Origin of the sequence: Kitasatospora sp. NPDC048365 (assembly GCF_043200835.1) — a bacterium.
Lineage (GTDB): Bacteria > Actinomycetota > Actinomycetes > Streptomycetales > Streptomycetaceae > Kitasatospora > Kitasatospora terrestris.
On sequence record NZ_JBICYJ010000067.1, the window covers coordinates 16,494 to 38,434 of the forward strand.

The 21,941-nt window shown below is 69.2% G+C and carries 22 protein-coding genes and 1 pseudogene; 10 read left to right on the plus strand and 13 right to left on the minus strand.

What is annotated here, in order from left to right:
* Positions 1-368: 368 nt before the first annotated feature.
* Positions 369-2,105 carry a hypothetical protein gene (locus ACGFX4_RS38470; protein ID WP_393085306.1) on the plus strand — a complete coding sequence of 579 codons (1,737 nt, stop codon included), beginning with the start codon at positions 369-371 and terminating at the stop codon, positions 2,103-2,105.
* Positions 2,106-2,646: 541 nt separating this feature from the next.
* Here ACGFX4_RS38470 and ACGFX4_RS38475 read toward each other — a convergent pair.
* The 3 genes from ACGFX4_RS38475 to ACGFX4_RS38485 form a co-directional block, all read right to left on the minus strand.
* Positions 2,647-2,811, minus strand: a complete 165-nt coding sequence (locus ACGFX4_RS38475) for a hypothetical protein (RefSeq protein WP_393085308.1) — start codon at positions 2,809-2,811, stop codon at positions 2,647-2,649.
* A gap of 312 nt (positions 2,812-3,123) precedes the next feature.
* Positions 3,124-3,249, minus strand: a complete 126-nt coding sequence (locus tag ACGFX4_RS38480; RefSeq protein ID WP_393085310.1) for a hypothetical protein — start codon at positions 3,247-3,249, stop codon at positions 3,124-3,126.
* Between the two features lie 367 nt (positions 3,250-3,616).
* A complete protein-coding gene (locus ACGFX4_RS38485) occupies positions 3,617-4,627 on the minus strand; it encodes a restriction endonuclease (RefSeq protein WP_393085312.1) in 1,011 nt (336 codons plus the stop codon).
* A gap of 234 nt (positions 4,628-4,861) precedes the next feature.
* On the opposite strand from ACGFX4_RS38485, the gene ACGFX4_RS38490 reads away from it, so the two are divergent.
* The 3 genes from ACGFX4_RS38490 to ACGFX4_RS38500 all read left to right on the plus strand — a co-directional run bounded on the left by ACGFX4_RS38490 (position 4,862) and on the right by ACGFX4_RS38500 (position 7,867).
* A protein-coding gene (locus tag ACGFX4_RS38490; protein ID WP_393085349.1) for an IS3 family transposase occupies positions 4,862-6,105 on the plus strand; the annotation gives its coding sequence in 2 pieces (ribosomal slippage) (positions 4,862-5,201 and positions 5,201-6,105; 1,245 coding nt in all).
* 437 nt (positions 6,106-6,542) lie between these two features.
* Positions 6,543-7,097, plus strand: a complete 555-nt coding sequence (locus ACGFX4_RS38495; protein WP_393085314.1) for a hypothetical protein — start codon at positions 6,543-6,545, stop codon at positions 7,095-7,097.
* Between the two features lie 218 nt (positions 7,098-7,315).
* Positions 7,316-7,867 (plus strand): hypothetical protein, encoded by a 552-nt coding sequence (locus tag ACGFX4_RS38500; protein WP_393085317.1) that lies wholly within the window; start codon positions 7,316-7,318, stop codon positions 7,865-7,867.
* Between the two features lie 303 nt (positions 7,868-8,170).
* On the opposite strand, the gene ACGFX4_RS38505 is transcribed toward ACGFX4_RS38500, so the two are convergent.
* Positions 8,171-8,335 (minus strand): hypothetical protein, encoded by a 165-nt coding sequence (locus ACGFX4_RS38505; protein WP_393085319.1) that lies wholly within the window; start codon positions 8,333-8,335, stop codon positions 8,171-8,173.
* A 201-nt stretch (positions 8,336-8,536) separates the two neighbouring features.
* On the opposite strand from ACGFX4_RS38505, the gene ACGFX4_RS38510 reads away from it, so the two are divergent.
* On the plus strand, positions 8,537-8,974 hold the full coding sequence (locus ACGFX4_RS38510) for a hypothetical protein (RefSeq protein WP_393085321.1): 438 nt from the start codon (positions 8,537-8,539) through the stop codon (positions 8,972-8,974).
* A 69-nt stretch (positions 8,975-9,043) separates the two neighbouring features.
* Here the strand turns inward: ACGFX4_RS38510 and ACGFX4_RS38515 are convergent, their stop codons facing one another.
* The 3 genes from ACGFX4_RS38515 to ACGFX4_RS38525 form a co-directional block, all read right to left on the minus strand.
* Positions 9,044-9,202: a hypothetical protein gene (locus tag ACGFX4_RS38515; RefSeq protein WP_393085323.1), complete on the minus strand. Its 159-nt coding sequence runs from the start codon at positions 9,200-9,202 to the stop codon at positions 9,044-9,046.
* A complete protein-coding gene (locus tag ACGFX4_RS38520) occupies positions 9,199-9,744 on the minus strand; it encodes an alpha/beta hydrolase (protein ID WP_393085325.1) in 546 nt (181 codons plus the stop codon). Before ACGFX4_RS38520 ends, ACGFX4_RS38515 begins: the two co-directional genes overlap by 4 nt.
* Before the next feature lie 110 nt (positions 9,745-9,854).
* Positions 9,855-10,172, minus strand: a complete 318-nt coding sequence (locus ACGFX4_RS38525; protein ID WP_393085327.1) for a hypothetical protein — start codon at positions 10,170-10,172, stop codon at positions 9,855-9,857.
* A gap of 183 nt (positions 10,173-10,355) precedes the next feature.
* On the opposite strand from ACGFX4_RS38525, the gene ACGFX4_RS38530 reads away from it, so the two are divergent.
* Positions 10,356-11,207 (plus strand): hypothetical protein, encoded by an 852-nt coding sequence (locus tag ACGFX4_RS38530; protein ID WP_393085329.1) that lies wholly within the window; start codon positions 10,356-10,358, stop codon positions 11,205-11,207.
* A gap of 88 nt (positions 11,208-11,295) precedes the next feature.
* Here the strand turns inward: ACGFX4_RS38530 and ACGFX4_RS38535 are convergent.
* Positions 11,296-12,152, minus strand: a protein-coding gene (locus ACGFX4_RS38535) for an IS5 family transposase (RefSeq protein ID WP_393085331.1) whose coding sequence is annotated in 2 segments (ribosomal slippage) — positions 11,296-11,792 and positions 11,792-12,152 — 858 coding nt in all. Because the reading frame shifts where the segments join, the coding sequence is not laid out codon by codon here.
* A gap of 126 nt (positions 12,153-12,278) precedes the next feature.
* On the opposite strand from ACGFX4_RS38535, the gene ACGFX4_RS38540 reads away from it, so the two are divergent.
* The 3 genes from ACGFX4_RS38540 (at position 12,279) to ACGFX4_RS38550 (ending at position 15,869) form a co-directional block, all read left to right on the plus strand.
* Positions 12,279-13,463, plus strand: coding sequence for a hypothetical protein (locus tag ACGFX4_RS38540; protein WP_393085333.1), 1,185 nt, complete (start codon positions 12,279-12,281; stop codon positions 13,461-13,463).
* A gap of 332 nt (positions 13,464-13,795) precedes the next feature.
* Entirely contained in the window at positions 13,796-15,454 is a 1,659-nt protein-coding gene (locus ACGFX4_RS38545; RefSeq protein WP_393085335.1) for a restriction endonuclease fold toxin-2 domain-containing protein, read from the plus strand.
* A gap of 25 nt (positions 15,455-15,479) precedes the next feature.
* Positions 15,480-15,869, plus strand: coding sequence for a hypothetical protein (locus ACGFX4_RS38550; protein ID WP_393085337.1), 390 nt, complete (start codon positions 15,480-15,482; stop codon positions 15,867-15,869).
* A 362-nt stretch (positions 15,870-16,231) separates the two neighbouring features.
* Here ACGFX4_RS38550 and ACGFX4_RS38555 read toward each other — a convergent pair whose 3' ends face one another.
* From ACGFX4_RS38555 to ACGFX4_RS38575, 5 genes are all read right to left on the minus strand, one after another.
* Positions 16,232-16,396, minus strand: coding sequence for a hypothetical protein (locus ACGFX4_RS38555; protein ID WP_393085339.1), 165 nt, complete (start codon positions 16,394-16,396; stop codon positions 16,232-16,234).
* 308 nt (positions 16,397-16,704) lie between these two features.
* Positions 16,705-17,157 (minus strand): hypothetical protein, encoded by a 453-nt coding sequence (locus tag ACGFX4_RS38560; protein WP_393085341.1) that lies wholly within the window; start codon positions 17,155-17,157, stop codon positions 16,705-16,707.
* A gap of 616 nt (positions 17,158-17,773) precedes the next feature.
* Entirely contained in the window at positions 17,774-18,136 is a 363-nt protein-coding gene (locus ACGFX4_RS38565) for a DUF3592 domain-containing protein (RefSeq protein WP_393085343.1), read from the minus strand.
* Between the two features lie 967 nt (positions 18,137-19,103).
* Entirely contained in the window at positions 19,104-20,288 is a 1,185-nt protein-coding gene (locus tag ACGFX4_RS38570) for an acyltransferase family protein (protein ID WP_393085345.1), read from the minus strand.
* Positions 20,289-20,725: 437 nt separating this feature from the next.
* Complete coding sequence (locus ACGFX4_RS38575; protein WP_393085347.1) at positions 20,726-21,166, minus strand: hypothetical protein; 441 nt, start codon at positions 21,164-21,166, stop codon at positions 20,726-20,728.
* 423 nt (positions 21,167-21,589) lie between these two features.
* Here ACGFX4_RS38575 and ACGFX4_RS38580 point away from each other — a divergent pair.
* Positions 21,590-21,941, plus strand: a pseudogene (locus ACGFX4_RS38580) (hypothetical protein); the annotation flags it as partial.

Here is a 21,941-nt window from a genome sequence, read left to right on the forward strand (position 1 = left end):
GAGGGAGCGTGCCGCGGGCGCCGGGACAGAGCACGGCAGGCAGCCCGAGAACGGGTGCGCCGTGGGCACCTGGGACAGCACCCGTGGCGGGGCTAGGATGCCCCACCACTCGCGGAAAATCGGCGGGCGGGAGGGTGACCGCCCACCAGCAGCCGGCCGCCCTACAGCCCAGCCGCGTCCTCCCGGTCGCGTTCCCAGGAGGCCCGCCCGTGCCGCAGGCCGGGGTTCCGCAGCCGCGCGCAGCCCGGCGACGGCCACGCCACCGGGGCCCGACCCGGGGCGGCCAAGCACCGGGGGCCCGGGACTGACAGGGCGCAGCCGTCGGCGGCTGGAGAGCGGGCCCGTGCGCGCGGCGAGACAATCAAGTGGTGGATTCCGCGAAAGCCACCAAGCCTGGCCCCGCACACGCGGGCAACGGCGCCCTGGCCCTGGTAACCATTCCGTATATCTTCAGTCAGGACGACCTGCTGACCTCCGCGGAGTTCCTCGAGCGCGCTGAGAAGCAGGGCCACCAGCTGTCCCTGGACGGTCTTGAACGGCTGCATAATCATCGGCTCTTGGTTCCGCTCTACCGAGTGAGCGACACCCCGGTCGAGGGCCGTCGCCTCGCGGCGACCGCGAGCCCCGACAACTCAAATGTCCGGAGCAGCGTACTGACCGCCGCAGCCGAGGGAAGGCTCCGCGATACTGCCGCTGAGGGCTACTCAGCGGCCTGGCCCTATACGAAGCCGACGGACGAGGGCCGGCCCTGGTGGAACGGCTTCGTCTTCTCCTCCTGGCAGCTGCTCCTGCTTCGCCGAGCCGTGAACCGCTACGAATTCAGTCGGCACGGATTCGTCCAACCCGACGGCCGTGCCCTCGCCGATGACCGGCGCCTGATCCTGGCGTTGTGTGCGCTCTCGACCCGCTACCTCCCCGGCGTGCTCGGGCAGCTGAGCTTGCTTCCGGGCGATAGCGAGACCGGCCTTCGACGGTACCTGGCTGCAGCAAGCACAAGGGACCTGCTCATCCGGGCGGGCTTCGATCCCAGGGACCTCGCCGCGACTGCGGACATCCTGCTCGCGCACGCCCATGACGATCCACTGCAGCAGTGGCTGCCGTTGATCCGTCATGCCGGTTACAGGCAGGGATGGTCCAAGCTGCGCGGGCGTTCATTGGAGAACATGTGGCGGCGGGCCGCCGCCGAGATCCTCCTGCGCACCCACGAAGACCTCGCCGCCGAGGAACAACTTGATCCGCTGCCGGATCTGACGGGCGCGACGTGGTGGAGTGCCCAGCACGACCGGCTGACACCCCGCCACAAGGACGCCAAGACATTGGGGCGGGCGCTTGCCGAGCTCGGCTTGTCGCCCTACCCGAAAGTCCTTCTCCTGGTCGAGGGAGAGACCGGGCTCTACCACGTGCCCCGGCTGGTGAGTGAGCTCGGCCTGCGCCTCCCCCAGGATGTACGGGTGCAGGCCACCAAGGGCTCGAAGGTGAACCCGCATCTGATCGCCCGCTATAGCATCGCGCCACGCATCGGCCGGGAGATCGACAAGGGCCGGCTGCTCGATGCCTCACCGACTGCATTGCTGATCGCCATGGACGAGGAGAATCTCTTCGCCAGCCAGGAGAAGCGCGACAAGATGCGCAAGGCCCTGCAACAGTGCATCCGGGAAGAAGTCGAGTACCAGGACGCTGCCATCGGCCAGGACGTCCTCGACCTGATGGTCAACATCCGGGTGTGGGGCGCCGACACCTACGAACTGGCCAACTTCACCGACGACGAACTGGTCCCAGCTATCACCACCCTCGCCCAGCGGTCTGAACGGTCCTGGGCCGACGCACCCGACTGGGAGACACGGCTGCGCCAGGAACTCCAAGTGGCCCGAACCGCGCACCACGACATCAAGGTTCCTCTCCAGCGGCTCCAGGTGCGCGAGGACAAGATCGGGCTCGCGCAGCTGCTGTGGCCGGTCCTGCGGATCAAGTGCGAGGCAGAGCTGGCCGCTGGCACGCCCAAGACCCCCGTCCTCCAGGTCGTCCTGGAAGCCCGCGACCTGGCAGCCAGGTTCACCGGCATCTTCGCCCTCGACCTCCCCGGTAAGGCGCCCTCCGCAGAATAAGCCTGCGGGGCGGCCTGCGGGATTGGGCTCAGAGGCAGCTACGCCGGGGCTCGGTGCCGCTCACGAGCGTGACAGGGCCTGCAGGTGGTCGATGGCCACAACCAAGGCGTGCTGCACGCTGTGGGAGAGCCGGTGCGAATCGGTCTTCGCGTCGCCGGCGAGCGCGCTGCGCGCATCAAGGTGCCACAACAAGCAGAACCGGGGCAGCGCCTGACGGCGGCCGCCACCAGGGTGGCAGTGGTCATCGGCGCGAGCTGACGCCGGTGAGGAACGGTGAGCCGGTCAGGAAGTACAACGGGCGCAGGCCGCGCTGCCGGAGAAGGCGTGGTCGCTGGCCACGACGTCCCGGCCGGTCACCGGGCCGCAGCGTCCAGGACCGGGCTGAACGGTTTCGTGGTGTCGGCGGCCAGGAAACCTGACCCGTCATCACGAACTCGTCCAGGCGGGCAGCCCACATGCCCGGCTCACGCACGTGAACGCTGCTGGCCTTCGTTGCCTTCATCTGCCGTTCGACATACCCGGACCATTGCTTCTCGGCTCCCTAGGCGGTCAGGCGCAGCGCCGCTCCGATGCGCTCCCAGCTGGTGCCTCGCGCGCGCTCGGCAGTGACCGCCGCGCCGTACAGGAACAACTCGGCGTCCCGCATGATCGAGCGGACCGTATCGACGTAGTCCCCGGCGACCGCGACGTCCAAGGCCAGGATCACCGCCGCATCCTAGGCCTTCGAGACCGCCCGTTGGAGAGCCACGCCGTACTGGATCCGGGCCGCGTCGGAAGCGGTGAAGGAATCGACCGGCAACGCCCTGGGATCGGCATCGGGACCGGCAACGGTGTTGGTATCAGTGCTCACACCCGCACAACGCCCAGGCCCGGACACGGGTAACCGGCCCGACCCCGCTGCCAGGCGGCCCGCCATGAACCGTTCGGGGGGCTGATGCACCGCGCGCACCTCCAACACCGCCCCGGTCACCGTATTCGAAGTCGAATGCTCCACCGCGGCATGGAAGGCTTCCTTGGCCTACGCGTCCTGCTCATTGACCCTCTCCGCACTGGCCTCCCGCAGGATCCGCTCGATCGTGTAGGTGGGGCACTGGGGGCTGTGCCCGATCTCGATGAGGCTCAGGTCGCGCTCGACCGCGGTCATCCGGATGTTCTCGCGGTCCGGTCCGGCGTGGCAGTCCTCGCAGTCGAGGTGTCGGCGGGTGTTCAGCTATTCGGTATGGGCGTCGGCACAGGACATCAGTTTCTTCCTGTGGGGCGGGCCGGAGGTGGGGCCCATCCCAGATCGCCCATCTAACGCCCGCCGAACAGCACGGTCAACACCTTTCATCGGGGCACGGCCCGTCAGAACTGCCGGCGGCGCGCCCTCGGTCGACTGGGCGAGGTCTGCTCGCTGCCGCGCAGCGCGCGGCTGCGGTGCGGGTGCGCTCCAGCCAGCTCATGTCCTGGCGCAGCGTGGCGGGGTCGAGGGTGCGGGCAGCGCCGCGCTGGCCTGTCTCAGCCACCGGGTGTCAGTCCTCCCCAATGAGTTCCCCCAAAGGCAGCACTCCTGTCACCCAGTCGATGAGCCTTTCACGTCCGACCATGTGAATGCCCTGATCCCTGGCGAACCGCTCAGCGTCCCTGGTGAACCGTCCGTTGGTGATCACCACGGCGACGTCTGCCTTGTGTACCGACCAGGCTGTTCCGTTCACCTGGTAGATGGCGGGGGCTCCGACCGATCCGCGGCCGTGGGTGAAGTGCTTTGCCTGTACCACGTAACGTCGTGCCGACGCCGACGTCGCGATCACGTCGGCAGCCTTGTCATTTGCATGGCCACCAGCCTTGAGTATCTGGAAACCGTCGCGCTTCAGCAGGTCTGCCAGGTACAGCTCGAACGACGAAAAGCGCATCACGTCAACATCGGTCAAGCCGGTCGCCGAGAGGGAAGCCTGCGTCACTGGAGCAACCACGCTCTTCGGGGGCCTCAGCGCGTCCCAGCGTGGCATCCCCGGCCGAGACGCCGCGTTTGAGCCTGGCCATGGAACACCGAGGATGATGAGAGGTGTGTCCGTAGCCGGTGTTGCGTCCTCCTCCGTCTCATCCTGCGTCCTGAGGTCTGGAATGGTGAAGCTTGTCGTCTTAGCCTCTCCGCAACCCGCGACGTCACTGCGTTCGAATCTGCCGTGCTCACCAGTGTGAGACACCACCCAGAACTCATACACTCTTCGGGCTTCGGACCAACGCGGCACTTCAAGCACCCGCCGACGATGGCGCGTCGCCTGGACGACGTAGTACGGCCAGACACCGCCGAGAAGTATCCGATCCACCCGATCGTGGAATCGGCTGTACGAAAGCAATGTGGGCGTCAGGTCAGCGATCATCCGTAGGTCGCTTGTCAGCCAGTTAGGTCGGATGGCCGAGTCGTAGAGCAGCCGTGATTCATCGAACATGGATGTCAATGGCTGGATCGCTTGTCGTGGGTTTCGGGAGCGAAGCTCTGCTTCCCACCGTTCCGGCACCGCTCCCGGTAGTTCGACCATGGCAAAAGGCTACCGATGGGCAGCGGACTGGACTCCAAGATGCGTGTGCAAGGGCAAGGGCAAGCAGTGCGAGATGTGATCCGCCCGTAGACCACCCACCGCTGACACTCTCCGTCCCTGCGCGAAAGCGGACCGTGCCGGCCAGGGCAGGCCGGGGATGGCGGGCCTTCGCCCTGAGTGGTGGACACGCTGATACTGGATCTGCTTGATCCGGAGGAAGTGAGAACACCGCCGATGGCGATGAAGGACTACTCGGACGAGTTCAAGGCCGATGCCGTGGCCCTGTACGAGTCCACGCCCGGGGCGACCTACAAGGACATCGCCGCCGACCTGGGCATCAACAGGGCGACGCTGCGTGAGTGGGTCCTGCGGGACCGGGAACGCCGGGGAATCGCGCCTGCCGCGCGGGCAGACGGGCAGGCGCTGCCCCGGGCAGGACAGCCGACGCCGTCCGCCGACCCGGACGAGCGAATCCGGCAGTTGGAGGCCCGGGTTGCCGAACTCGAGGCGAGCGAGCGGAAGCTGGCCACCGAACGGGACATCCTGCGCAAGGCGGCCAAGTATTTCGCCGGCGAGACGAACTGGTGAGCCGCTTCCAGTTCGTCCATGACCATCGGGACGCCTACGAGGTGAAGCGGCTCTGCCAGGTCCTGGACGTCAACCGGTCCAGCTACTACAAGTGGCTCGGCGGTGCCGAGGCCAGAGCCGTCCGTCGACGCGAGGACGAGGTCCTGGCCGAACGGATCCGCCGCATCCACGCCGATTCCGGTGGCGCCTACGGCTCGCCGAGGGTGACCGCGGAACTGCGCGAGACGGGTACGTGGGTGAACCACAAGCGGGTCGCCCGGGTCATGCGGACCTACTCCATCGTCGGCATCCGTCTGCGAAGAAGGGTCCGCACCACCGTCGCGGACCCGGCCGCGCAGCTGGTCCCGGACCTGTTCGAGCGGGACTTCACCGCCCCGGAACCGGGACGCAAGTACATGGGCGACATCACGTATCTGCCGCTTGCGGGCGGAGAGTTCCCCTACCTGGCCACCGTGCTGGACTGCTTCAGCCGCAAGGTCGTGGGCTGGTCCATCGCCGACCACATGCGCACGAGCCTGGTCGCCGACGCGCTGCGGATGGCGGCCCAGGTCCGCGGCGGCCTGCACGGCGCGGTGTTCCACTCCGACCACGGGGCGCAATACGGGTCCAGGGCCTTCGCCGACCTGTGCTCGGACCTGGGAGTCACCCGGTCGATGGGCACTGTCGGCAGCAGCGCGGACAACGCGGCCTGCGAGAGCTTCCACGCCTCCCTGAAACGCGAGACCCTCCAGGGCGCGCGCGACTTCGGCGACCCCGCCACTTGCAGGAGGACCGTCTTCGCCTGGCTGACCCGCTACAACACCCGCCGCCGACACTCTGCCAACAGCCATCTCAGCCCGAACGACTACGAACGCCGACACCACACGGCTAAGCTCACCCTCGCCGCGTGACAACCAACCGCGTGTCCACCATCACGGGCGAAGACCCTTCCTGCTTCGCCGTGAACTTGATCTTCAGTCAGGTCCGAGACATCTGGAACAGCACGGATCAACGCTTGCAGATCAAGCAGCTTCAACGAGACAGGACAGTTGGCGGCCGGTATCTGACTCCCAGGATGCCGGACGGGCTGATCGGCCATTGCCCCCAAGGCCGATCGCGATAAGCGACTCGGGCTCGACTGCCCCGAAAGCGACTCGAACTACTGGAGTGACATCTGCAGCATGCACTCCACCGCGTCCCCGGCTCCTCGGCCACGATGCCGACCTGGCGAAGACCGACCCCAGTGACCGCGTAGCCTCAGCGCACGGGAACAGGATGAGCCGGGCAAGGTGGGGTAAGGTGGGGTATGGGGCATCAAGGCGGGGATCAGCGGTTCGGGTGCTGGCGTGTGGACGCCGGCGCAGAAGTGGCGGTGGACTTCACACAGGCGGTGGCTGCCTGGAGTGCAGCGGCGTACCCGCTGCTGGTCCAGGTAGCCGGGACCTATCATGCGGTCATCACCTACGGTCGGCTCGGCGAGGCCGTACAGGACGTCTCCGGGATCCGGACCCGTCTGCTTCTGCAGAACTGGATCGGACGTGTACTCAACGGGGTTCTGAACGAGGCGCACCGCCGCGACGATCCACCGCTCACATCGTTGGTGGTCCGCGTCGACGACGGCATGGTCGGCGAGGGCTACAGCGAGGTCCTGAGGGTTGCCGGCCTACCGGCCGCCGCGGACGCGCACGATCGCGAGGTGCACGCCGCCACCTCGCGGCTCGCCTGTTACCGGAAGTACTGCGCCTCGCTGCCCACCGACGGGGGGCAACCGGCCCTCGCTCCCCGCTACCGAGAAGCCATCTCCCGCCGACGCGCGGCCACTACCGCCGACAGACCGGCCCCTGTCTGTCCGACCTGCCACGTCCAGCTCCCTGCCACCGGGATCTGCGACAACTGCGGCTGAGCCCGCGCTCCGGGGAGAACCAGCGGCGCAGCGGCGCCGCCGATGGGTCATCGCGATGACGGCCGGCGGGCGGGAGCGGCGGCACAACGGCACAACCACGGTGCCACGAAGACTATGGTGAGCGGCTTGACCACGCTCCGGTTACTGCCCTGGTGGAGCGAGCAGGAGAGTCCAGGGCCGGTAGTCGGCAGGCCGGTCCGTCTCGTGGAAGGGCATGTATGGCACAGGTCTCGGAGGTCGAGAGCACCCTGCACCAATGGGTGAACACCTTCGCTCAGCTGCTGCTGGGGGAAGACGGTTGGCGCTTTCGGTCGTTCGCGCAGGCTGTTCGCGAGCTCGGCACGGTGCAACGGCCGTCACCATGGCCGGGAGACCGGGAGCAGTGGGCACCCGGCCGGTGCTTCGCGGCCGCCACCGACTACGCGGAGGCCACCGGGGCTACCTACGTCGAGGGCTTCGTCTTGGTGCCGGGCCTGATGGCGTGGCCGGTCTTCGAGCACGCGTGGTGTCTGCGCGACGGTGCGGTGGCGGACCCGTCGCTTCCCGACGGATACGCGGCGCTGTGCCTCGGCATCCCCCTGAGCACCGACTATCGTCGAAGCGAACAGGACCGCCGTGGGACGCACGCTGTTCTCACTACCGACCCGCAGGATCCCTGGTCCCTGGTGAACGAAGACGCCTTGCGAGATGGGCCGCCGGCGGCAGCTGTCCTGTCATGGGTTGGTGTGCCGTCGTCCGGCCTGGCTGGCGAGTCGGCAACCGAGAGATGAGACCGCCATCATGGTCACCGGGTCAGCCCTCGTACGCACCCGTCCGTAGCCGCCACGGCGGTCTGTCGACGCTGCAGACCCGCGCGCTCGCCTGCAACCGGTTCGGAGTTTGTCGCCGGCAAGGTAGGCGCAGCGTCCCGCAAAAGTTCTCGTGGATCTCGGCGAACATCTGGCGCATGACGGTCTGCTCGGCCTCCGCGAGCCTGGCGATGGCCCGTAGGTCCGGCTCGACCCTGAGCGTCCCCACACCGTCGCCCATGCTGTTGTCGCGGAGCGGGTCGCGGTTCGACAGCCAGGGCCCAGCTATGAGCCGGCGGATCCGCCGAAGGCAAGGACGACCATGTCGGCGGCCGCCAGGCACGCACCCGCTCCGGCCGGGTCGCCAACGAGCAGCTGGGCCCGGTCGGCGAGGGCGGCCAGGAGCACGCGCAGGCCGCCCTCGCCGGACCGGGTGGTCCAGGAGCTCACCAGCCCGAGCTGGGCACCGCTCGCGGCCGCCGGGTCTGGCGCCGCCGCCCGAGCACGGGGCAGACCACAGCCCGGCCGGACCTGGTGTCCAGGACGGGTCCAGACCCCGGTCCGCGGCCTGTGCCAGCGCGTATACCCGGGCTGGGCATAAGGTGAGCGCGCCCACGGAGCCGTTAACCCGTCAGATCGAAGGCCGAACCCATGATCGATCCCTCGTATTCATCGTCAAACCCCGGATCCGGCAACCGCGTGATCAGCCAGTTCCGCGCGCTCCCCCGCGGAACTCGAATCGCGCTCACGGTCGCCGCGGCGGCCCTGCTCGTCATGCTCAGCGTGATCGCGTTCCAGCTGGCACCTCGTCCCGGCGCCTCTGCAGCTTCCTCGCCGTTCGACTCCATGGCGCCGAACGAACGGAAGATCCGGGTGACGATCACCGACAAGCTCAACATCAGCGGCCGGCATCTCCTCTCCTTTTCCACCGCCAACGAGCCGCGCAACCAGATGCCGCTCGCCGAAGAAGCCGCCGAGCAGGACGTGCTCGGCTACGCCCCTATCAAGATCGGAAACTCCTACGACATCCTGGTGAGCCCCACCATGTCGGGCGGATGGGTCATCCGCTACTACACGCCGGCCAGCTGACACACCACTCGTTGGCGGCCGCACTCCTGAAGCGCCGCCCGCCCCCTCGGGCAGGTGCCGAGCCCGGAGCTACGCGGCGCAGCGGTCGACGATCCTCTGCCGGTCGTCGGGGTGCTCTGCCAGCCACAGCCCGAGCGTGTGTTGGGAGCCGGGGAACGTGAGCCGGTCGAACACCGCGCGCTTGCGCAGGGCGGCTTCGATGCGGAAGGTGACCCCGGGCGGGATCACCGCGTCGTGATCGGGAACGACCAGGACAGCGCGGCCCGTGAAGCGCGCGTAGGTGTCGAAGGCGGGCTCTCCCGCCAGCTCTGGGGCGCGCGGATGATCTCCGTGAACCCGGACCCGAACGGGACCTTCCACGCCTTGGCCGAGTACGCGGCCGGCGCCCCGAGGACGATGGTGGTCACCCGCTCGCCCAGGTACTCGACCAGGTCGGCGATGGTCTGCACGCTCATGCTGAAGCCGACGAGCGTCACCGGCTCGGTGGGCGCGAACTCCTCAATGACACTGCGGGCTTGCAGGAAACGGCGCTCCAGGCTCAGCAGGTCGAGCCGTCCGGTGCTCCGGCCGTGGCCGGAGAAGTCGAACGCCAGCGACCGAAACCCTGCCCTCGCGAAGTCCTCTGCGAGGGGAAGGCTTCGCTGCTTGCTGCCGGTCCCGGCCCCATGCATGATCACCACCCGCTCGGGCCGCCCCTCGCCCGCCGGGGTGTAGGTGGTGCAGCTCAGCTGTTCGCCGTCCACGTGGTGGACGAAGTCCCGATGTTCCAAAGCCTCTCCTCGGGTTGGGCGGTGGCGGCCTGCCCCGATCGAAGCAGGCCGCCGCCGATCCCCAGGGCTGATCGCCGGCCAAGGGAGGCGGGGGCCTGGTCGGCGGGGTGTCAGATCGGCTGGCCGGGATCGTCGAGCCAGGCGTGCCACCCGTCCGGGGTGACGGCCAGTCCGAAGCGCTCGATGCCGGGCTCGCCCGCCTCGTGCCACCAGGTGAGGGTGCGTTCGAAGTCGTCCCACAGGCGGCGCCCGCCGTACTGGCGTACCGGGTGCGCGTCCCGGCCGTCGCGAAAGGTCGCGGCAGCCCAGACCAGCGTCGTCAGCGAGTACAGCCACAGGGTCAGTGCCCCGTCGTGAGGCTGGACGGCGTGGACGACGTCACGCAGGCGGTGGCCACAGCGGTCCGGGATGTGGCGCTGACAGGGCACTGCTGCTGGCGGTTGCCGGCGCCGTCCCCCGCGGCTGACCGTCTTGGGAACGTCCGGGGCGCGGCACTGGCGTGGCCTACGGCCGGAGCCGGACAGCGCTTCTCCAACAACCGTGAGCGCCAGTCACTCATTCAGGGGTATGACTGCTTGGAGCGGAGAAGTCCGCGCCCCGAACATACCGACATGCTCGACGACAGAAACTGCTGTGCCAAGCCCCGCCTGACCGTGAGGATCAACGGCTTCGACTACATGGTGGAACATGTCGAGGCTGAGCAACTACCTGCCTGCACGACCTGCGGAGCAGTCGACGATCGACCGTGGCGGGTCGGCGCCGCATTGTCGGCAGGCCCCGGGCTGTGTGGGCGGCCCAAGAAGGACGGCACACCGTGCAGATGGCGTACCGATGAAGAGCCGTGCCCGAACCACCTCACACCCGAGCAGGAGGAGAAGACGCGAGTCGAACGGGCAGCGAAGGAGGAGCGCCGTCGGCAGGAGCATGAAGAGCGGCAGATCAAGCGGGAGGAAGCTGCCGAACGAAACCGCCAGCACCTGGTGCTGATCTTCTCGGTCACCTGCCCGCATTGCGCCGCCCACCCCGCGCAGGTGTGCCGCACCCCCCGCGGGCTGGCCCAGCGTGCGATCCACGCGGCACGCCGCAGACTCGCCGGCGTATCTGGGCCGAAGGAGTTCGCCTTCTACGAGCGGGAGTCCTACTTCGACGGGCGCCGAGGATTTGTCCAAGCCCCGCTTCCCCCGCCGCCGTCACTCGACGCGGACCTGCGCCAACTGCTGGCGGACCCGCTCGACGACTGGACGGCCCGAGCCAGTACTGAGCTAGCCGAGGAGCACCGGGTGGCAGCTGAGCAGAAGGCAGCGAAGCTGCGCCGCACCCTTTGGCGGCTGAGCAACGACGTCACCATCGTCAGCTGCCCGGTCTGCGAGGCCGCGCCAGGAGACGCCTGCGCTACCACTCTCGGCAAGCCCCGAAACGGCCATGACGAGCGGGTGGACCTCGCCCTGGCCAACCAGAGTTGACCGGCTGGCGTCGCGCGGGTCAGGCACTGCGCGATTCACTTCGGCAGCAGTGTCACTGGGCAGTCTCGCTAGAGATCGTCTTCAAAAATCAGATCCAGAGCAGGATCGATGCGATGGTGACGGTGGCTTGGTAGGACTCGCGGGTCTTGTCGTAGCGGGTGGCCAGGCCGCGCCATTGCTTGAGGCGGTTGAAGCAGCGTTCGACGACGTTGCGCAGGCGGTAGGCCTGTCGGTCGAACCCGACGGGCCGGCCGCCTCGTGAGCCGCGGTTCAGGCGGTTGAGCACCTGGTCGGCACGTTCGGGGATGGTGTGCCGGATGCCGCGTCGGCGCAGGTGGGTGCGGATCTTGCGGGAACTGTAGCCCTTGTCGGCAACCACGTGGTCGGGCCGGGTGCGAGGCCGGCCGGGCCCGATCCGTGCGACACGGATCGTCTCCATGACGTGTTCGAAACGGGTGCAGTCGTTGGTGTTGCCGCCGGTCAGGACGAAGCCGAGCGGACGGCCCCGGCCGTCGCAGGCCAGGTGGACCTTGGTGCTCAGTCCTCCTCGGGATCGACCGAGGGCGTGATCACCCGCTTCGTCCCGATCGACTGCCCCCATTTGCCGCCGGCGGCGTGCTGGTGGGCCCGGACGATCGTGGAGTCGACCGACACCAGCCAGTCGATGTCCCCGGTGGCGTCCTTCTCGGCCTGGACCTGCGCCGGCACGCGGGAGAACGTGCCGTCCAGCGCCCACCTGCGGAAACGCATGTACAGGGTCTGCCAGGACCCGTAGCGCTCCGGAACGTCCCGCCAGGCCGAACCGGTCCGCAGCTTCCACACGATCCCGTTCAGCACCACCCGGTCGTTCGCTCTGGGCCGCCCGGTTCCAGACCTCGGCAGGAACCGGGACAGCACCTCCCACTCCACATCGGAGAGCTCATGACGACGTACCACACCGAACATGATCTCTCATCACTTGATCACCTTTGAAGACGATCTCTAGGTCGAGGAGAACGGGTCACCCGACCTGTCGGTGGCGCCTTCTAGGATCGGCTGTCACGCCGTGGGATCAGGGAAAGAAGCTCCGCAGTGGACCGTTTCGATGCCGTTGTACCCGGCGAAGGCGCCGCCGCTTGGGCGGCCGCGCAGCTGTGCGGGCGTGGCCACGGCACGGTCGCGTTCCAGCCCGCGCAGCTGGTGTACCCGGACCCGGTCACGGACGTCGGTCGTCCCGTCGATGGCTGGTGGCACGTCGTCTCCGCCGTCGACGACGAGGGCCTCGCAACGGGCGGCACCTTCGGTTGGGAGCGCCTCGCCGTGAACAGCGTGGCCCGTGCCGTGGGCGGGTACGGTGTCGGGTACGGCACCGGCTTTCCCGGGGCAGCTGCGCTGTCGGTCTCCGCTGCCGCGACTGTACGCAAGGTCCCCGCAGCCGAGGCACGGTCACTGCGGGAACGCACCGTGGCCGCGTTCCCGCCCGCCCCGGCCGACACCGCCCCCGACTTCGGTCTCCGGTGCCCCCACACCCACTACCCGCTTCCCCCGCTCCAGGACGCTGCGTGCGCAGCCGCATCCGATCTCCTCGAACTCGGCGCCCCGAACCCCGCAGTCATCGAACGGTGGGCGAGTCCGTCGGCGGCGGCCGACGACGACATCGACGTCCTCACGGACCTCGCACGAGCCCTGATGGGAGACGACGAGTGTGACGCGGACACCGCGTTCCATGTCCCCTTTCTCGCGGCCCTCGCCCTTCGCCCGGACGTGTCCTGCGCCCACCGCGCCGTTGTGATCACCTGTCTGACGCGCGTCGCAGCCCATCCCCGGCAGCGGGCCGCGAAGGACGCCGACCGGCTGACCGCCCACCGGCTCACTGCCCACCGGCTCACTACCCACGGGTCCGCCGACGAGACGAACGCCCGGCGAGCCGTGGAGGCAGCAGCACCCGAACTCCTCGCGGCCTGGGAGCGGGCCGACGAACCGGTCAGATTCGCGCTCGCAGGCCTGGCAGCCCTTGCCCGGGCCCGGGCTCTCACCGACCCGATTCACGCCCTCGCCGGCCAGGTCGCCACCGGGCCCGGTCGAAGCGCGCTCCTGCTTGCCGCCGCCCTGTCGAACGGCGATGCCGCCGGCATCGAATCCGCGATCACCGACCTCGTCCGCAGCAGCCGCCTCCGACCGTGGGAGGTACCCAACCCATTGGCCGACCCGACCGACACCGCGGTGCACCTTCTGGTTCCGATGCTGGAGGCAGGCGTCTCCAGCCTTCTCCTGTGACGAAGCCAGCCGGCGCCTGACCTCTCACGCCGGGCCGCTGTCCGCCGGGATCCCGCTTCCTCCACCGGAGCGGGTGGCGGTGGGATCCTGCATGATCGCGGTGTCTTCTGAGATCACGTCGAAGCGGTGCCTGTCGCTGTAGTCGGGTGGCGACTGGGATGGGTTCGTCTTCCCTGGGTACCGGTTCCGCTGTCCTCGACCGCTGGTCGGTGCTTTCCGATACGGAGAAGGCCGGTCGGTGGCGGTCACCGGCCGGGCGTAAGCAGGGTGGTCGCGGGCCGGCCCATACTCGGCTCCGACTCGTGCGAGGTGGCCGCGTCCGTTGAACTTCCATGAGGCGGACGGGTGTTGCCCCTATGCTTGCGGGCACGGACCGTGGGGAGGGGCGTCTCGTGGGGAACGCAGCGGCCACCGGGGGCGGCGGCTTCGTAGTTGACCCGAGCACTGTGTTTCGGGCATCCGTTCAGTTCCTGGACACCAAGGACTTCGTCTACGACATCGCGGCCGGTGTCGCGGCCGACCTCTCCTCCTCGGCCGGAATGGCCGGGGACGACAGCATCGCGCACTCCTTCGCCGGCAAGTACGAGCCGGCCGCCCGGACGATCGTCAAGGCGATCGGCACCGCCGGCCAGGGCATGGCCGCCATCTCCGGCCGACTGCTGACCATGGCCGTCAACTACCTCAAGGCCGAGGACGCCATCGCGGCCGCGCTCACCGGGAACATCCAGACCTCCTCGGCAACTGCGCAGCGTGCGCAGGAGTGTGAGCCGAGCGAGGCGTACAGCAGTCTTCCGATGGTCACCGGGTCGAAGGAGGTTCACGAGATCCCGGTGATCGGGAAGTTCTGGCCGCAGGGTGATCCGGAGCGGCTGCGTCACGCGGGTGAGGTCTGGGCGCGTTGTGCGTCTTTGATCGACGATGCGCAGGTGAATGCCGGTCGGCATGCGGCCGAGGTGATGGCTCAGTGCACGGGGGCTGCTTTCGATGCGTTCGCCGCGTACGCGGCCACCGTCTACGCAGCCCGTCCGCACGGCGGGAAGGACGTTGCCTCGTCGCTGCCGCTGATGGAGAACACGTCCGCCGCGTGCCGGGAGATGCAGAGCATCTGCGTCCAGTACGCGGACGCGATCGAGACGTGCCGGAACACGCTGATCGGTCTGGGCGTCGCGGCCGGGGTCATCACTGCCGCGGGCATCATCCTCACGGTGTTCACCCTGGGCGGCTCGGACGCCGCCGCTGTTGCGGCGGACGCGGCGCTGGCCGCCGACGCGGCGGTGGCTGTCGAGGCCCTCGCGGTGGCCGAGGCCGAGTTGGCGGCGGCCGCCGCGGTCGCCGAGGCCGAAGCCGTCGTCGCCGCGCTCGCTGCCCGTCTGGCGATCGCCGCTGGCGTCGCGGCCGCGGTGACTGCCGTCCCGGCCGTCATGGGCCTCGACTCCGCGAGCGCCGCGACCCCGCCCGGCCCCACCAACCCGACCGGGGCCGGCAGCCCGCCGGCCGCACCCGGGGTCGGCCCCGTGCCGCCGCCGATTCCGCCCCCGTTCCCCCTGTACGGCCCGGCAGAGCAGTTCGCCGCGTCCACCTGGGTCGCCGGCCTGCCCAGCCGACTGCCGAACTACGGCAACGCCGACGACCGGGCCTACCAGCTCCGCGTGGCCGGCACCCCCGAGCACCTGATGCCGGGTGCGAACGGCGAGACGGTGTGGGCGGACGGCTTCCGGCCCTCGGACGGTGCGATCATCGATGCCAAGAACGTCCGCAAGCAGGGCTGCAGTCCACGCACCCTGGAAGGGCTTCAGGAGAGCAGGTTCAACACGAACCTGCTGCTCAGCGGTGACGAGTCCGAGCTCAGCCGCTACCAGGCGGCCATCGACAATCCTGCGAACCACGCCCAGTACCTTGAGATCGACACCAACGACCCGCAGACGGTCGGCTACTGGCAGTATCTGCTGGCCGCCCACCATGTGAAGAGCAACGTCCGCGTCGTCCCCTAGCCGACGGCCGCAGAAGGGAACCCCCGTGCAGAATGCGATCTTCGTGGCCGCCACCCCCGGCACGACCTGGCCCTTGACCTACCAGGACGTGGAGCGACACCTCGAGGCGAGGTTCCCCGACGTGCGGTGCCGGCACAAGTTCGCGCCGGTCAGCCGGATGGAGTACCTCGACTTCGAGCTGACTCTCGATGACATGACCAGGCACGGCAGCTACTTCGACCGCAGCCACCTCATCCTCCGCGACGGATCACCCGAGTTCTGGGCCGCGACCATCGTCTGGTTCCTCGGACTCCTTCCCGCCGGGGCCCCCGCCGTCGCCATGGTCGAATCCAACCCCGACACCGCCACCGTTCCCCCCGGCGCCGGACCACAAGACATCCAGCAGTTGTTGGACACACTGCTCGACGCCGAATAGGCACACAGGCGCCCGCGCGCCACTGGCACCCGGGGTCGGTTCGCCCGAGGTACCACGTCGAACATCGAGCCAAGGCAACGGCGGCGCGGGCCCTCGCAACCCCCACCCTCCTCCCTCCGCGTCATCCAAGCGGCTGGCGAACCCGAAGGAGACCGAACGCCATGGCTCGCCAGGCTGTCGAACCAGGTCGGCTCCGGTAGCGTGGACAGCGCCCGCACTCCGGTTCACCACTCGCTGATGAGCCGGATCGTACGGCCAAAGAGCGGGGCCGCCCTCCGGCTACCACACCGATCCGAGAGCGACCCCATTCACCAGCAGGACAGCGGCCCGGTTACCGCCGGGCCGCTCTGCTTGCCGTCTGGCTAGACCACGCCGAAGGCGTGCATCAAGTCCATGACCAGCAGCGACGACTCCACCACCAGGCGAACCATCGCGAACAGCCTGTCCTGCCGGCGCTCCGCTTCCCTAAGCGTCAGACGATCCGGCTCCTCGACGGGCTCCGGCTCGGCCTGCTCCTCGGTTGGCATTGCGCCCTCCGCATCTCGACGAAACGACCGTCGAACCCCGGCGGCCAAGGGACGCGCGAGAGGGAGTAGTGCGATCTAGAGCCTATGTGCCGTCAGGAACACGTAGTTCACTCGTGGGGGTGGCGATAGGTGGCGTTTCCCCGCGCATTTTCGCAGGGAGCGGGTGTCGTCCGACCGGCGCCGCGGGCCGGTCGGTGCTGCCGGACCTCCCGCCGCATCGGCCGCCTTGGGGCAGTGGTCTCGCACCCGCGGCGACGGCCTGATTCCCCGGTGCGGGTGCCCGGCCCGAGGCCAGGCACCCGCACTGCTCAGCTCAGCCGCTTCAGGTCTCGGGCACTCATGCCGAACAGCACGTTCGGCCGGTCGTAGGAGTGGGGGTAGCCGGCGATGAGGGCGGCGGCGATGAACACGCCGTTGGTCACGTACAGGCCGCTGTCCCGCTCCATGATGTGCTTCACACCGTAGCTGCTGTAGGTGGGCGTCTTGATCGGGGTGACGTTCCCGTCCAACCACGCGACCGTCTGCATCACACCGGCCACGCTTCGGGCGAGCTCTCGGCGGTGGGTGGCGAGCTCGGTCTGCCGCTGAGCCGCCGTCTTGCGCCTGGGGTCGAAGACGCCGATCCCGAAGTCACCGAGCTCCGGGTGCTCCTGCATGACGTGGCCCAAGAGGATGGTGTACCGGCGGGTCACCATGAACCCGGCTGCGGTGGCCGCCTGGTGGGCGCGGAGGTCCTGCTTCTGGCGACGGTTCTGGGTCATCGTGTGCTCCATCGAGCGGGACGTCCCACGCCCATCCCGCCGCAGACACTGGATGACCTGGCGGAACGCTGATGCGCGATTCGGAGAACCTTGTCTTCGCCGCCACGGTGGACGTGGGCCACCATGACTCGGAGCGGGCAGGCGCGAACTGCCGAGCACAGCATACGCCCCCGCCCGCTCTCTCCCCCGCATCAGCTGATGCGCTGGTTGCCACCGGCGTTGACGCTTCTGAACAGCTGCCGTCCGGTCCCGCGGCGATCACCTCTTCCCCGTGCGTCTGCGAGCCCGTCCTTACAGCGTGTCCTACGTGGTGGCTGGGTTGTTGGATGAGCTGTGGGGAGTGGTGGGTGGGGCTGGACGGTCCCTGACGGTTTGTGGGATCTGGTGAAGCCGTTGTTGCCTGCGGCACGGGTGCGACCGCAGGACGGTGGGACGGCGAACCTGGACGACGGGGCCAGCGTGTCTTCCGGAAGAGTGCCCACGCGGTACTGCCGACACCGCTACGCGCCGTGCAGATCCCCACCGTGCTCCTGGCGGGCCTTCCGCGCGGCGCACAGCGCCACGTCGCCGGCGGCGGCCCGCCGGGCCCCTGGCGAGGCCTCCGTGGCCGCGGGCGTCACCGGAAGAAGCCGCCGTTGACCGACGGACCGGCGGGCCACTCAGGGTAGGCCGGCTCGGAGGCGAAGAACCCGACGCCGAGGCCTGCGCCGGCGATCAGCAGCCCGACACAGACGAAGCCGGCACCGACCACCAGTCCGAGGACCAGGCCGATCGACTGCCCCGCCGGGGCGGCGTCGGCGACCGCCGCCTGCTGCGGCTGACTGGGCAGGTAGCGGACCCAGACGTGGTCACCGACCACGCGGGGGACCCCTGACGTGTCCTCCATCCGGATGTCCCGACCGTCGTGGGTCCTGAAGCCGAGGATCACGTGCCGGACGGTCCGCGGGAGCGAGTCGCTGAAGGGACGGTCGCGCGTCACGTACGTCTCCAGGCAGCGGGCCTCCGCCACCAGTCCCCTGGCCAGTGCCTCGTTGCGGACCAGCGTCCGTCGACGAAGGCGACATGCCGCACGGCTGAACTTCGCCCACCTCGAGCAACACCGCGAGCGTGCCGTCCGACGACGCTGCCGCCAGGGTCGCCGAGCCGTTCGTCGACCCCTGGGCGCTGCAAGCAGTGCACCGCGCAGCGGGCTGCCCCCGGCAGCGTGCACTGCGCGTGGGGCCAGGTCGGTGCGGGCTCCGAGCGGATTCTCCTCGATCACCCCGTGGCGGTCGGCGGGCGCCCGTGGGCTGCCAACCATCCGCCTTGGTGACCTGCTGCCGTGTATCCAAGAAAGTGCCGATGGCCGATGGCCGGGAGAGCCTCGATCCCCTGCTGCTGCGGGATCTGGAGGCCGCCGGCGGTGACTGTCTCGCCGACATCGCCGAACTCCTGCGCGCAACCGGCCACCCGATCGGTCCGGCGCACCTGAGCACGGCAGAGGCCGGTTGGACGGCTCCACTGCCCGACGGCATCGACAACTACCTGCCCGAGGAAGTGCTGTACTCCCCCCCCCCGGACGTCTCCCGACGGTTCAGCCTCGGCGGACGGCCCGGGACGGCCCGGGACGGGGCCCAACGGCAGACCCAGCCGGTATACTTCGGCGGCCCCGCCCACACACGCCACCGCCTGCCGGCACGTGCTCACGTGGCGGCAGGCGGTGGTGGACTTCATGGAGGAAGTGTCGCGCCGGTCCTGCCCCCCGGGGGCAAGCCGGCGCCGGTGACCCGAAAGGGGGCGGAACGCCGAAAGGGCGCGGGCAGCCCAGGCCGTGGATGGCCTGGGCTGCCCGGTGAGCCGGTGGGCGCTCCTGGCGCGGCTGTCCGCGGCGCCTGTCGTCCCTGGATTCTTGCGACCGCCGTACCCGGCCGGCCGCCGTGGTGCAGGGCGGGCGGCCCGCCGACGGTCTACCGACCGCCCGCGGCTGCCCCCTGGGCCACCGGCGTGACGACCGCGGGTTCGGGCAGCGGGCCCGGGGCCGGCACGCGCACCGCGTCCACGGCAGGCCGGCGGGGGTTCTTCGGGCCGATCCGCCGCAGCCACTTGTCCGCGGGGTGCTCGATGAAGCGATAGCAGAGCCACGACAGCACGACCGCCACGGACAGGAAGGTCCACAGGGGCACCAGGTTCTGCCAGCGCTCGCCCTGCACCATCTTGACGTGGGGCTCCAGCCACTTCATCACAGTGAGGTGGATCAGGTAGAAGGCGTACGACCAGGTCCCCAACGCCACCAGCGAGGGGGAACGGAACACGGAGCGCTTCCCGGCGAGGTCCCGCCCAGCGGCGGAGATGATGAGCACCGCGAAGGCCGGGGTCATCAGTTGGTTCCACCAGAACATTCCGAGCAGTTGCTGGTCCATGGCCCACTTGATGGCGTAGACATCGGCCGCGACCAGCAGCAGCGCGACGCTCATCGGGATGCGCGGCCGCCAGCCCCTGAGCATCGCGGCCGCCACCACGATGCCGATCAGGAACTCCAGCACCCGGTACGGCGGAATGCGCAGCACCACCAGGAGATGGAAGGTGTCGTTGTGGTGCGGGAGGTAGTAGTCGAACGCCCACTTGCGGAAGCCCAGGTCCAGACCGACCAGCAGCGCGGCCAGCGCGGCCAGGACGACCGGCTTGGCCTTGATGATCGGGCGGATGACGAAGGGGAAGATCAGATAGAAGAACGCCTCCGCCGACAGCGACCAGGACACCGGGTTGCCGGTCAGCAGCACGTTGGGGTGCCATGCCTGCAGCAGGCTCACGGCGAGGAACACGTCCTGGCGGGCGACCGACCAAACCTGGTGCAGCGCCACATAGGCGAAGGCCACGCTCACCACCAGGGCGGGCCAGATGCGGACCAGCCGGCGCCAGTAGAACACCCGCATCGTGGTCTCGTCGGAGAACGACCAGGCCAGCACGAAGCCCGACAGCACGAAGAAGAACGCCACCCCCGAGTCTCCGTAGAGGGTGTAGTCACCGATATAGGGGACCCGGCATATCTGTCCGCTGTGGTAGATGAACACCGCCAGCGCGGCGAACCATCGGAGACCGGTGAGGGAGTCCAGCCGCTGAGTTCGTTGCGTGGGGCTGGGAGGCAGTGACATCAAATGATCCAAGGATTAGATGGGCGCTGTGCCAAGCAGCGCATTTTAACAAGGCCCACATCCGTACACGGCGCGGGCCCCGGCCCCCTGCCTCCCCCGCGCCCCGTCCCGGAACGAACCGGACCGAACCGTTGTCACCTGCTGAGGCCCTGGCCGCGGACACTCAGCCGCAGGAGCCCCTCCGGCCGGTGCCGGTGCCGGCCGCCGCGGTAACGGTGGCGGTGAAGGAGGAGGAATCGGTGGCCGAGCCGGTGGTGCCCGACCGGCGGGAAGGCACGGCGGTGGAGGCGCTCGCGCCGGAGGACGGGCTGCTGCGGGGCGTGCCGGAGTCCGCGCCGGGGGCGGAGGGACTGCGGGCTGAAGGAATGGCCGCTCTGCGTTGTGGTGTGGCCTGCCGGCGGGACGCTTACGGCGCCGGCGGTGCACGGCCCGCACTGTCACGCCCCTGCCGGGCCCTCGGCGTCCCGGTAGTGGAAGCCCGTGTCCGGACCGCCGGTGAACACCACCGCCTCCTGGCCCACGCCGAGCGCGCGCAGCAGGACCTCCAGGGCGGCATCCGGGTCCTCGTGGGAGCGGTGCAGCCACACCCAGGTCTCCTGCTGGTTGTATGTCATCAGGCTGAGCGCGAAGTTCAGGCCTCCGATGCGGAAGACGGCCGTGTCGACCTCGCCCAGGTCCTCCCAGCTGCGCTCCACCGTCAGCCGCAGGCGCGCGGCCAGCGCCTCGAGAGGCGGCCGAAGACCAGCCACCATCCGGAACGACCCCGCCGCCGCCTCCCACAGACTGAACTGCACGGCCGGGTTCCGACCGGTGTAGTACGGCGGGATGGTGGCCGGCTGCCAGTCCGGTTCCGGTCCCGGCACCACGATCTCCGACACGCGCCCACTCCCCCACCACCTCGAACCGCACCGCTTGTCACGCACACCCTAGTCAGCTGTCCGTATGCGGGCAGCGCGGTCACGCGGACGTGCACGGTCGGGGTGGGCGTAGCAGGCGTAGCAGGCGTAGCAGGCATAGCAGGCGTAGCGGGCGTAGCAGGCATAGCAGGCGTAGCGGGCGTAGCAGGCATAGCAGGCGTAGCGGGCGTAGCGGGCGTAGCGGGCGTAGCGGCTGAGGGCGTCATGGGGCTGATCATCGGCGTCGTCGTCCTGGCCGTCTCCGCGCTCTGCCGGACATCGACGTCGAGGTCGTCCGCCGCAACCCGGCCGACCAGGGCAAGGGCTTCGTCCCGCAACCGCGAACATGACCCGCCGCCTCACCACACCAGCCCCGGCCCGGCGCGACACCCTCGGACTGGCCGCGTGAACGTCGGCGCACTCCTGGCAGACCTCCAGACCCGGCAGGACGAGGCCATCGCCCGGGCCGCAGAACTACGCGCCCGGATCGAAGAGCTCGCCGCCGACCAGGCATTCCGGGCGCGCGAGCTGCACGAACTCCTCGGCATGCCCACCGACGAGGCGTCCGTCAACATCACCCGCAGCCGCCTCGGACGCCTCGCTCGCCAAGGCTTCCTCACCCAGCGTCCGCTGGCCGGCGCAACGAAAAAGTCGGGGGGGGGGGGGGGGGGGGCGCCCGGCGCGCCCGTCTGCAACCCCAAGACAATCGTGCAGAAGAACACGGCGGCGACGGATTGTTGCAGGTCGGCCCGAGGCG